The organism is Sulfitobacter sp. HI0040 (genome assembly GCF_001634885.1).
Taxonomy (GTDB): domain Bacteria; phylum Pseudomonadota; class Alphaproteobacteria; order Rhodobacterales; family Rhodobacteraceae; genus Sulfitobacter.
Genome location: NZ_LWEX01000051.1, coordinates 1 through 10,677, shown reverse-complemented (window position 1 = coordinate 10,677; position 10,677 = coordinate 1). Strand labels below are relative to the sequence as shown.

Sequence of the window (10,677 nt, the reverse complement as noted above, 5' to 3'; positions counted from 1 at the left end):
GCCAGCAGCAGGGCGGCGCGCGTCAGGACAAGGGCGAGACAGGTGGCACGGGCGATGCGATGCGGCATTGAACTTCCTCCCCGAAAGGGAGGATAGCGCAGATCGGCGCGCAGGGTTAGCCCGCTTTGCCGTTCCGGTCAGCCGACCGTCGTCTTGCCGCGCCGATCCGCGCGCAGCGCGGCATAGAGCACATGGTTGCGCCAGCGCCCGTCGATCTGCAGGTAGCTTTGCGCCACACCTTCGTATTTGAAGCCCGACTTTTCCAGCAGCCCGCGCGACGCGATATTTTCCGGCAGGCAGGCCGCTTCGACGCGGCTGAGGTCGAGCCGGGTGAAGGCGTGATGCACGACCGCCTCGATCGCCTCGCGCATGTAGCCCCGGCGGGAAAACTGCTCCCCCGTCCAATAGCCCAGCGTGCCGGACTGGGCGGGGCCGCGGCGGATGTTGTCCAGCGTGATGGCCCCGATGAGCATATCGTCGCGCCGCCGGACCAGAAACAGCGGCATGGCCGTCCCGCCGGAGACCGAGCGCTGCGCCCAGTAGACGCGATTGGTAAAGGCCTTGCGGGTCAGATGGTCATCGGCCCAAGCGGGTTCCCACGGGGTGAGATAATCGATGCTGTCGACGCGCAGCGCGGCCCAGGCGCGGAAATCGGCATGGATCGGGGGGCGCAGCGAAAGGCGCTCCGTCTCGATCCGCAGTTTCCGCTTGATCAGCAGCATCAGGCAGCGCGGCGGTCTTGCAACTGGGCGAGGCCGGGGGCGCCATCCACGGGCCCGTAGAGCGCGAGGGCGGCGGGCGCGCCGAGCGCCATGGTCTCGGCGAAGTCGCGCACGTCGCCAGTGGTCACGGCGTCGATCCGGGCGATGGTTTCATCGAGCGGCGGCACGCGGTCCCAGATCTGGACGAGCCGCGCCAGCCGTTCGGCCCGGTTCGACGGGCTTTCCAGCCCCATGAGCAGCCCCGCCTTCATCTGCGCGCGGGCGCGGGCGACCTCTGCGGGGGACATGTCGGCAGCGGCGCGCTTCATCTCGTCGATGGTTATGGTCGCCAGTTCGGGCAGCTGTTCGGCGCTGGTGCCTGCATAGATCGTCATCATGCCGGTGTCGGCATAGGCCCCGGCGGAGGCGAAGATCGTATAGCACAGCCCGCGGCTTTCGCGGATTTCCTGAAACAGGCGGCTCGACATGCCGCCGCCGAGGGCAGAGGCGTAGATCTGCGCGATGTAGATGTCATCGGCCTTGTAGCCCGGCGATTCGAGGCCGAGCGCGAAATGCGCCTGTTCCAGCGGTTTGATCTGCCGGATCTCTCCGCCCCGGAAGCGGGCGGCCTCCACGTCGAACAGGGGCTTGGCGGGCATGTCGCCAAAGAGCTTTTCGGCAAGGCGCACGATTTCGTCGTGATCCACAGCACCGGCGGCGGCGAGGATCATCTGTTCGGGGCCGTAGTGATCGGCGATGAAGCTGCGCAGGTCGTCCCGGCTGAACGAGGAAACCCGTTCGGCGGGGCCGAGGATGCTGCGGCCGATGGGCTGATCAGGATAGGCCTCTTCCTGAAGCCAGTCGAAGATCACGTCGTCCGGGGTGTCCAGCGCCTGACCGATTTCCTGCAGGATCACGCCGCGCTCGGTCTCGATCTCGCTGTCGTCGAGCACGGGGTTGCGCAGGATGTCGGCGATGACGTCGAGCCCGAGCGCCACATCGTTTTCCAGCACCCGCACGTAATAGGCCGTCACCTCGCGGGAGGTATAGGCGTTGATGTAGCCGCCCACGTCCTCGATCGCTTCGGCGATTTGCAGCGACGAACGCGTGGCCGTGCCCTTGAACGCCATGTGTTCAAGAAAATGCGCGATGCCGTTCTGCTGTTGCAGTTCATGCCGCCCCCCGGCGTTCACCCAGATGCCCACGGAGGCGGAGGCGAGCCCGGGCATATGTTCGGTGACGATGCGGAAGCCGTTAGAAAGGCGGTGCTGGTTCAGGCTCATGAAGAGACATGCTCCCTGATGAAGGCGGTAAGCGCGCCGAGGTCATTGTCGATCCGGGTGAACCGTTCCTCGCGCTCGAAAAGGTCGGACATGCGGGGCGGCAGCGCGGGGCGCTGGCCGGTGGCGGCCTCCACCGCGTCGGGGAACTTGGCGGGATGGGCGGTGGCCAGCGTGATCATCGGCGTGTGGGCCTTACGCATCTCCTCCGCCACCTTGATGCCCACGGCGGAATGGGGGCAGACCAGCTCGCCACTGCGTTCCAGCGTGTGGGCGATGGTGCGGGAGGTTTCCTCTTCGCTGGCGCGGCCCGAATCGTAGATCTCCCGCAGGGCCTCCATGGCGCCCTGGCTCACGTCGAAGCCGCCCTTGGCGAGTTCCTCCATCGACTGGCGCACAGCGCCCGCGTCCCGGTCGTAGGCGTCGAACAGCGCGCGTTCGAAGTTCGACGATACCTGAATGTCCATCGACGGGCTGATGGAGGGTTCCACCCCGCCCTTGTGATAGCCCTGCCCGCGCAGGGTGCGGTCCAGAATGTCGTTCTGGTTGGTGGCGACCACGAGCCGGTCGATGGGCAGGCCCATGCGCTTCGCGATATAGCCCGCGAAGACATCCCCGAAATTGCCGGTGGGCACGGTGAAGGAGACGCTGCGGTCCGGCGCGCCCAGCGAGACGGCGGAGGTGAAGTAATAGACCACCTGCGCCAGCACCCGGCCCCAGTTGATCGAATTGACGCCCGCCAGCTTCACCTCGTCCCGGAAGGCGAAATCGTTGAACATGTCCTTCAGCCGGGCCTGGCAATCGTCGAAGTCACCATCGACGGCCAGCGCATGGACGTTGCTTTCGGAGGGTGTGGTCATCTGGCGGCGCTGGACGTCGCTGACCCTGCCATGGGGGTAGAGGATGAAGACATCGACGTTGTCGAGGCCCCGGAACGCCTCGATCGCCGCGGAGCCGGTATCGCCGGAGGTGGCGCCTACGATGGTCACACGTTCGCCGCGCCGGGTCAGCGCCGCCTGAAACATCTGCCCAATGAGCTGCATGGCGAAATCCTTGAACGCCAGCGTCGGGCCGTGGAACAGCTCCAGCAGGAAATGGTTCGGGGCAAGCTGCTTGAGCGGCGCGCGGGCGGCATGGCCGAACCCGGCATACGCGCGGGCGATGATCGCGCGGAAGGCGTCATCGTCGAAGGTATCGCCCACGAAGGGGCGCATGACGGCAAAGGCCGCGTCTTCGTAGCTGGCGCCCGCCAGTGCCGCGATGTCGGCAGGGGACATCTGCGGGATCGATTCCGGTACATAGAGGCCACCGTCCCGGGCGAGGCCGGTGAGCATCGTGTCCTCGAAGGGAAGAACGGGGGCGGATCCGCGGGTCGAGATGTAACGCATCGGGTCTATCAGCTTTCAGAAACAGATGGGCGGCGGCGGCGCAGGAAGGCGACCGTCATGGCGAGCCAGAGGGCGGCGAGGGAGAACCACGTGATCGCATATTGCATGTGATCGTTCGGAATTGCGGCGGTGTCTACCGGCAAAGCGTCAATTCCCGGGAGGGTTGGATCGACCTGCCGCGCCACCACGAGGACCGGGCGGGTCTGGAGAGCCGTGGCCATGGCAGGCACATCGCGGGCGAACCAGATGTTGCGGTCCCGGTCCGGGTCGGGGGTGAAGTTGTCGGTTTCGCGCGGCCATTGCAGGTTGCCGGTTACGGTCAGCGGGCCGTCCGGCAGGGCCGTGTCCTTGGCGGAAGTGGGCAGGAAGCCGAGATCGACCATCAGGGTGTCGCCGGTCTGCGCCTCGAAGGGCGCGATCACCCGGTAGCCTGCGCCGACCTGCTTTTGCGACACGAGGACATGCAGCGGATCCCCGACGATCCGGCCCGTGAGCGTGACGGGCAGATAGGCGTGCGCCTGCGGGTCGGGGGTGGCGGGCAGCTCTACCGGGGCGGCGGCGATGCGCGCGTCGATATCGGCGATGATCGCCTCTTTCCACGCCAGCCGCTGCACCTGCCAGATGCCCAGTGCGACCAGCACGGCGGCGCCGCCCAGTCCGACGATCAGCAGAAAGAGGGTACGGCGCATGGAACCTCGTCCGGCGGAAAAGCAAAGGCGCGCAGGATGCCCCGCGCGCCCGGTGTTTAGTGTGATCGCTCCGTCGGATGCAAGCCCGACGGCAGGGTCAGATGCCCCACATGTAGACGGCGAAGAACAGGAACAGCCAGACCACGTCCACGAAGTGCCAGTACCAGGCGGCGGCCTCGAAGCCGACGTGACGCTCCGGCGTGAAATCGCCCTTGATGGCCCGCACGAGGCAGACGGCAAGGAAGATCGTCCCGATGATCACATGGGCGCCGTGGAAGCCGGTGGCCATGAAGAAGCTGGAATAGAAGACGTCGCCGCCGAAGGTCCAGTCATCATGGACCAGCAGCTCGCGGTATTCATAGGCCTGCAGCGCCGTGAAGAAGATGCCCAGCACGATGGAGATCGCCAGACCGTTGATCAGGTCGCGACGGTTGTTTTCATGCACCAGCGCGTGGTGTGCCCATGTCACGGCACAGCCCGACAGCAACAGGACCAGCGTGTTGATCAGCGGCAGGTGGAAGGCATCTACGGGGTGGATGTCCGGCGGGATGTACTGCGAGCCGACGTATTCGTTCATCGGGTAGAGGGCCTGTTTGAAGAAGGTCCAGAACCACGCGGCGAAGAACATCACCTCGGACATGATGAACAGGATGAAGCCATAGCGCAGGCCGATGCGCACGACGGGGGTGTGATCGCCGATGCGGCTTTCGTCCACCACTTCGGACCACCAGCCGAACATGACGTAGAGCACCGCGACGAAGCCGCCGATGAAGAGGAAGGGCGTCATGTCGTGCATCCACAGCACGCCGCCGATCAGCATGGCGATACCGGCGATGGACCCAAGAAGCGGCCAGCTCGACGGGCTCAGGATATGGTAGTCGTGGTTCTTTGCATGGGCCATTTTTGCGGGTCCCTCACCTTTGTTCATTCAGGTCTTTATCAATTCAGGTCTGTCGTCGCGGCGTCGTCCAGCGCGGCATAGCCTTCGGGCAGGTCGATTTCGTAGAATGTATAGGACAGCGTGATCGTATGTACAAACTTCCCGTCGGGGTCATCGACGATTTCGGGATCGACATAGAAGCTGACCGGCATCTGCACGCGTTCGCCGGGGGCGAGCACCTGTTCGGTGAAGCAGAAGCATTCGATCTTTTCGAAATAGGCGCCCGCGGCATAGGGCGTGACGTTGTAGCTGGCCTGCCCCGCGATGGGCTTGTCGGTGGGGTTGTAGGCTTCGTAATACGCAAGGCCGGTTTCGCCGATGCGCAGTTCCATCTCGCGCTCGACGGGTTTGAACTCCCACGCCATGTTCTGGTTCAGCGAGGCGTCGAACCGGACCTTGATGGTCTTGTCCAGAACCTCGTCCGACGCGGTTTCCACCTGCCCCGGCACGCCGCCGAAGCCCGTGACCCGGCAGAACCAGTCGTAGAAGGGCACCGAGGCCCATGCCAGGCCGCCCATCAGCACCACCACCGATACTGTCTGCACGACCGTCTTCTGGGGACCGGAAAGCGCCATCAGTTGTTCACCTCTCGCTGGGCTGCAGGAAGTTCGAAATCCGTCTGGGTAATCTTGACGTAGGTGAGCGCCATGACCAGCACGACGAAGCCGCCCAGCAGAAGGCCCACGCCCACGTTGCGCCCCTTGCGGCGGCGGTGCAGATCATGTTCGGACCGCAGGCTCATGCCCAGCCTCCCAGACCCCAGGGCCGCAGCGTCGCCTCGGCCAGGATCGCGCCGAAATGCAAAAAGAGATACCACAGCGACAGACGGAAGAACTTGCGCTCCACCGCGTAGTTGTCAGCCTCTGCCGCCGCCTCGTCCCGCTGCCAGATGCGCCATGCGCCCAGCAGGAACAGGGCGTTCAGCACCAGTGCCACGGCAAGGTAGAGCGGGCCGCCGATGGCGGTGAAGCCGGTGCCCACGGCCAGCACGAAGAGCAGCGCGGTATAGATCAGGATCTGGCGGCGCGTGGCCGGACGGCCATGGGTCACGGTCAGCATCGGCACGCCGGCGTCGTCGTAATCGGAGCGCATGAACAGCGCCAGCGCCCAGAAGTGCGGCGGCGTCCACATGAAGATCAGCGCGAACATCAGCCAAGCCTCGACCGAGAAGCTGCCGGTGGCCACGATCCAGCCGATGACCGGCGGAAAGGCCCCTGCGGCACCGCCGATGACGATGTTCTGCGGCGTCCGCCGCTTGAGCCACATGGAATAGAAGACGGCGTAGAACAGGATGGTGAAGAGCAGCATCGCCCCCGCCAGCAGGTTCGCCGCCAGCGCCAGCATCATCACCGACAGGCCCGACAGCGCCACGCCGAGCGCCAGCGCCTCGCCGGGCTGGACCCGGCCCGAGGGGATGGGGCGGCCCTGCGTCCGCTTCATCACCGCGTCGATATCGGCGTCCCACCACATGTTCAGCGCGCCGGAGGCCCCTGCCCCGATGGCGATGAACAGGATCGAGGCAAAGGCGATGACCGGGTTCACCGGCACCGGCGCGGCAAGAAGCCCGACCAGCGCCGTGAACACCACGAGCGACATGACACGCGGCTTCAGCAGGGCGAAGTAATCGCCAAGCTGCGCGTCATATTCCTGCACGGTGTTATTCGTCATGTCGGTCATGCCGTATCCATCCGGATCAAGGGAAATGCGGCGGGGCGAACCCCGCTGCAATCGTTACTTGGACGCCACCGTGATCGTCTGCGGGATGCCGGCGTATTCGGCCTTCGCCCGGCCCAGCCATTCGGCATAGGCCTCTTCGGAGACGACCTTTACGGTGATCGGCATATAGGCATGCGCCTGGCCGCACAGCTCGGAGCACTGGCCGAAGTAGACGCCTTCCTGGCTGGCGTTGAACCACAGTTCGGCCAGGCGACCCGGCACGCCGTCCTGCTTCACGCCGAAGGCGGGAATGGTCCAGGCGTGGATCACGTCGGATGCGGTCACCTGCATGACGACGGTCTTGCCGACGGGAATCACAACGGCGGTGTCGGTGGCGAGCAGGAATTCATCCTCGGAGTAACCCGCTTCCTCAAGCTGGGCGATCACCTCGGGTGTTTTCATGTTCTGGCCGTCCAGCGCCGGGGCGCCGATCATGTAGCTGTCAAAGCCGAAGCCCTCGTCCACATATTCGTAGGACCAGTACCACTGGTTGCCGATGGCCTTGATGGTCACGTCCGCTTCGGGAATTTCCTGTTGGCGGAACAGGATCGGCAGCGAATAGGCCCCGATGAGCACCAGAATCAGGATGGGAATCACCGTCCAGGCGATTTCAACCGGGGTGTGGTGCGTGAAGGAAGCGGCATTGGGGTTGCGCTTCTTGGCGTAGCGGAAGGCGACCCAGAGGATCAGCGCCGTCACGAAGATACAGATGGCGATGATGATCACCAGCAGCAGGTTGTCGAGGAAATGGATATCCTCCGCCACCTGCGTCACGGCGGGCTGAAAGCTCGTCTCCCCGTCCGTTGGCTTCCCGATGATGGGCAGACCGTCGATCCGCAGGTTGTCCTGCGCCATTGCCGGAAGGGCGGCGACAGCGGTCATGAGACCCGAAAGAGTGAAAAGTTGTTTCATAAGTCGTCCTGATCTTGTGACCATTGCCATGCGATTGACGCCCGGGGCGGACGGCGAGCCGGTCCGGGCGTTGTAATCTCGATGCTTACAATCATATTCTGTGTTCGAGATAAAGACACCTGCTTGCGTCAAACGGACGCGAATCGCGTTTTCTTGCCGCGCACGAAGGACCTGCCACCATGAGCGACGACGCCTTTTCGCCCTTTTCGGGCCTGCTTGACCGTGAAACCGCCCTTGCCACCCTGCGCGAGGCGGTGGCCGGTGCCGACGACGGGGAGCTGTTTTTCGAGCGGCGCCGTTCGGAGGCGCTGATGTTCGACGACGGGCGGCTGAAGACGGCGAGCTACGACGCCTCGGAGGGATTCGGCCTGCGCGCGGTGCGCGGCGAGGTCACGGGATACGCCCATTCGACCGAAATTTCCGAACGCGCCCTGCGCCGGGCCGCCGAAACCGCGCGTCTTGCGGTGGCCGAAGGCGGCGGCACGCTGGCCGATGCCCCGCTGGCGACCAACCGGAGGCTTTACACCGATGCCGATCCGATCGCCGGGGCGGCCTTTCCCGTGAAGGTGGAGACCCTGCGCGAAATCGACGATTTCCTGCGCGGGCTGGACGCCCGCGTCGTGCAGGTCAGCGCCTCCATCGCCGCCTCTATCCAGGAGGTCGAGATCCTGCGCCCCGAGGGGCTGAGCACCCGCGACACCCGGCCGATGACGCGGATCAACATCTCCGTCATCGTGGAGGAGGACGGGCGCCGCGAATCCGGTTCCGCCGGGGGTGGCGGGCGCATCGGCCTCAACGGGCTGATGGAGCCGGCCGACTGGCAGGCCCGCGCCCGCGAAGCCCTGCGCATCGCCTGCGTGAACCTGCGGGCGGAGCCTGCGCCCGCCGGCGTGATGGACGTGGTGCTGGGGCCGGGCTGGCCCGGTATCCTGCTGCACGAGGCGATCGGCCACGGGCTGGAGGGGGATTTCAACCGCAAGGGATCGAGCGCCTTTGCCGGGCTGATGGGCCAGCGCATCGCGGCCCCCGGCGTCACCGTGCTGGACGACGGCACGATCCCGGACCGGCGCGGTTCGATTTCCGTCGACGACGAAGGCACGCCGTCGGCCCGCAACGTGCTGATCGAGGACGGCGTGCTGGTGGGCTACATGCAGGACCGTCAGAACGGGCGGCTGACGGGCGGCGGCTCCACCGGGAACGGACGGCGCCAGAGCTTTGCCCATGCGCCGATGCCGCGGATGACGAATACCTACATGCTGGGGGGTGACAGTTCGCCCGCCGATATCCTCGCCGACCTGAAGGACGGGATCTATGCCGTGGGCTTCGGCGGCGGTCAGGTTGACATCACCAATGGCAAGTTCGTCTTTTCCTGCACCGAAGCCTACCGGGTGAAGAACGGCAAGGTGGGGGCCCCGGTCAAGGGCGCCACGCTGATCGGCGACGGGGCGACCGCGCTGCAGCAGATCCGCGCCATCGGCAATGACCCCGCGCTCGATCCCGGTATCGGCAACTGCGGCAAGGCGGGGCAATGGGTGCCCGTGGGCGTGGGCCAGCCGACGCTGATGATCGGCGGGCTGACGGTGGGCGGCTCCGCGGCCTGACGGCGGCGGGGCGCGGTGCGCGAGTATCGCCGCGCCCGAAGCTCTTGAGCGAAATACGTCTTTTTTCCTTCACCTGTTGTTAACCGGAATCGCCCGATGGTGAAGGTGCAACGGACGGAGAACAGGGATGACTGAAAGGACGACGCATCCTTCTTCCACTCACCCCCCACTCCACCCCCCCAAGGAAGATGAACAGTTCGCCCGTCTCCGCCTGTTGCGTTCCTACCGGGTGGGGATCACCACCTATCGCAGGCTGCTGGCCGAACACGGAACCGCCCGTGCAGCGCTGGAGGCTTTGCCCGATGTCGCCGCCGCGGCCGGCCTCGCCAGTTACCGCCCCTGCCCCGAAGGCGTGCTGAGGGCAGAGCTGGAAACCGCGCGGCAGGCGGGCGCCAAACTGCTGATGGAGGAAGACAGCCAATACCCCGCGCGGCTGCGCGACACGCCCGGCGCGCCACCTTTCCTCTGGGTTCTGGGCGATGTTGAGCTGCTGACCCGCCCGCTGGTCTCGCTGGTGGGGGCGCGGAATGCCTCATCGCTGGGCATGCGGATGGCGCGCAAACTGGCGCGCGAGTTGGGGGCCGCGGGATATGTCATCGTATCGGGGCTTGCCCGGGGGATCGATGCCGCCGCCCACCGCGCCGCGCTCGACTGCGGGACCATCGCGGTTCAGGCCGGCGGGGTGGACATCCGCTACCCGGCCGAAAACGCCGACCTGGCGGATGCCATCGCGCAGCGGGGGTTGCGGCTGTCGGAACAGCCGATGGGCCTCAAACCGCTGGCGCGGCATTTCCCGCTGCGCAATCGCATCATCTCGGGCCTGTCGGCGGCGACGGTGGTGGTGGAAGGTGCCGCGCGGTCGGGCGCGCTCATTACCGCGCGGGACGCGCTGGATCAGGGGCGCGAGGTGCTGGCCGTGCCGGGCCACCCGTTCGACGCCCGTGCGGCGGGCTGCAACCTGCTGCTGCGGGACGGGGCGACGCTGGTGCGGGACGCCGCCGATGTGCTGGAAGCGCTGCAATCACTGGGGGCGGAGGCCACCCCGCCCCGGAAGGTCCTGCAAGGGGCGCTCCCGCTGCCGCAACCGCCCCCGCCCGAACGGCGGAGCCTGCGGGAAACCATGCCGCTGCACATGCGCATCCTGTCGCGCCTCGGTCCTGCCCCGGTGGCGGAGGATCAGTTGATCCGGGACCTGAGGGTCAGCTCCTCCGCCGCGGCCCCGGCCCTGATGGAGCTGGAGATCGAGGGCCGCATCGTCCGCCGCCCCGGCGGCATGGTCACACGCGACAACTGATGCCGCCCCGCCTGCCTGTCCCCTTCTCATGATCGGAAATACTTCGGGGGTCCGGGGGCTGGCCCCCGGGGGCCGCGCCAGACCTGCCCCCGAAGAGGGAGCGAATCAGCACGCTCCGCCTTGGCGCGAGCGAGAATGAAAAGGCGCACCTGCTGC

11 protein-coding genes are annotated in these 10,677 nt (G+C 66.1%); 2 read left to right on the top strand and 9 right to left on the bottom strand.

The annotated features are described in order from the left end of the window. Positions 1-137: 137 nt before the first annotated feature. The 9 genes from A3728_RS04895 to coxB form a co-directional block, all read right to left on the bottom strand. Positions 138-722 carry a GNAT family N-acetyltransferase gene (locus A3728_RS04895; RefSeq protein WP_067920794.1) on the bottom strand — a complete coding sequence of 195 codons (585 nt, stop codon included), beginning with the start codon at positions 720-722 and terminating at the stop codon, positions 138-140. Then, positions 722-1,984 (bottom strand): M16 family metallopeptidase, encoded by a 1,263-nt coding sequence (locus A3728_RS04890; protein ID WP_067920792.1) that lies wholly within the window; start codon positions 1,982-1,984, stop codon positions 722-724. Before A3728_RS04890 ends, A3728_RS04895 begins: the two co-directional genes overlap by 1 nt. Further along, positions 1,981-3,369, bottom strand: a complete 1,389-nt coding sequence (gene thrC / locus A3728_RS04885) for a threonine synthase (RefSeq protein ID WP_067920790.1) — start codon at positions 3,367-3,369, stop codon at positions 1,981-1,983. Before thrC ends, A3728_RS04890 begins: the two co-directional genes overlap by 4 nt. 8 nt (positions 3,370-3,377) lie before the next feature. Continuing rightward, a complete protein-coding gene (locus A3728_RS04880) occupies positions 3,378-4,058 on the bottom strand; it encodes an SURF1 family protein (RefSeq protein ID WP_067920788.1) in 681 nt (226 codons plus the stop codon). A gap of 97 nt (positions 4,059-4,155) precedes the next feature. Next, positions 4,156-4,959: a cytochrome c oxidase subunit 3 gene (locus A3728_RS04875; protein ID WP_067920796.1), complete on the bottom strand. Its 804-nt coding sequence runs from the start codon at positions 4,957-4,959 to the stop codon at positions 4,156-4,158. A gap of 38 nt (positions 4,960-4,997) precedes the next feature. Further along, positions 4,998-5,573: a cytochrome c oxidase assembly protein gene (locus A3728_RS04870; protein WP_067920786.1), complete on the bottom strand. Its 576-nt coding sequence runs from the start codon at positions 5,571-5,573 to the stop codon at positions 4,998-5,000. Then, positions 5,573-5,740, bottom strand: coding sequence for a cytochrome C oxidase assembly protein (locus A3728_RS04865; protein WP_067920784.1), 168 nt, complete (start codon positions 5,738-5,740; stop codon positions 5,573-5,575). The genes A3728_RS04870 and A3728_RS04865 overlap by 1 nt, the downstream gene beginning before the upstream one ends. After that, positions 5,737-6,675, bottom strand: a complete 939-nt coding sequence (cyoE, locus tag A3728_RS04860; protein WP_067920782.1) for a heme o synthase — start codon at positions 6,673-6,675, stop codon at positions 5,737-5,739. Before cyoE ends, A3728_RS04865 begins: the two co-directional genes overlap by 4 nt. A 54-nt stretch (positions 6,676-6,729) precedes the next feature. Beyond that, the gene (coxB, locus tag A3728_RS04855; protein ID WP_067920780.1) at positions 6,730-7,626 is read right to left on the bottom strand and encodes a cytochrome c oxidase subunit II; all 897 of its coding nucleotides are present in this window, start codon (positions 7,624-7,626) and stop codon (positions 6,730-6,732) included. 179 nt (positions 7,627-7,805) lie between these two features. On the opposite strand from coxB, the gene tldD reads away from it, so the two are divergent. Then, on the top strand, positions 7,806-9,227 hold the full coding sequence (tldD, locus tag A3728_RS04850; RefSeq protein ID WP_067920778.1) for a metalloprotease TldD: 1,422 nt from the start codon (positions 7,806-7,808) through the stop codon (positions 9,225-9,227). A 127-nt stretch (positions 9,228-9,354) separates the two neighbouring features. After that, a complete protein-coding gene (dprA, locus tag A3728_RS04845) occupies positions 9,355-10,521 on the top strand; it encodes a DNA-processing protein DprA (RefSeq protein ID WP_067920777.1) in 1,167 nt (388 codons plus the stop codon). Positions 10,522-10,677 lie beyond the last annotated feature (156 nt).

What these genes read in the sequence shown, in the direction of transcription:
- A3728_RS04870 (WP_067920786.1), bottom strand. Translation starts at nt 5,573, where the DNA reads ATGGCGCTTTCCGGTCCCCAGAAGACGGTCGTGCAGACAGTATCGGTG.
- tldD (WP_067920778.1), top strand. Translation starts at nt 7,806, where the DNA reads ATGAGCGACGACGCCTTTTCGCCCTTTTCGGGCCTGCTTGACCGTGAA.
- dprA (WP_067920777.1), top strand. Translation starts at nt 9,355, where the DNA reads ATGACTGAAAGGACGACGCATCCTTCTTCCACTCACCCCCCACTCCAC.
- A3728_RS04875 (WP_067920796.1), bottom strand. Translation starts at nt 4,959, where the DNA reads ATGGCCCATGCAAAGAACCACGACTACCATATCCTGAGCCCGTCGAGC.
- A3728_RS04895 (WP_067920794.1), bottom strand. Translation starts at nt 722, where the DNA reads ATGCTGCTGATCAAGCGGAAACTGCGGATCGAGACGGAGCGCCTTTCG.
- A3728_RS04890 (WP_067920792.1), bottom strand. Translation starts at nt 1,984, where the DNA reads ATGAGCCTGAACCAGCACCGCCTTTCTAACGGCTTCCGCATCGTCACC.
- A3728_RS04880 (WP_067920788.1), bottom strand. Translation starts at nt 4,058, where the DNA reads ATGCGCCGTACCCTCTTTCTGCTGATCGTCGGACTGGGCGGCGCCGCC.
- cyoE (WP_067920782.1), bottom strand. Translation starts at nt 6,675, where the DNA reads ATGACCGACATGACGAATAACACCGTGCAGGAATATGACGCGCAGCTT.
- thrC (WP_067920790.1), bottom strand. Translation starts at nt 3,369, where the DNA reads ATGCGTTACATCTCGACCCGCGGATCCGCCCCCGTTCTTCCCTTCGAG.
- coxB (WP_067920780.1), bottom strand. Translation starts at nt 7,626, where the DNA reads ATGAAACAACTTTTCACTCTTTCGGGTCTCATGACCGCTGTCGCCGCC.
- A3728_RS04865 (WP_067920784.1), bottom strand. Translation starts at nt 5,740, where the DNA reads ATGAGCCTGCGGTCCGAACATGATCTGCACCGCCGCCGCAAGGGGCGC.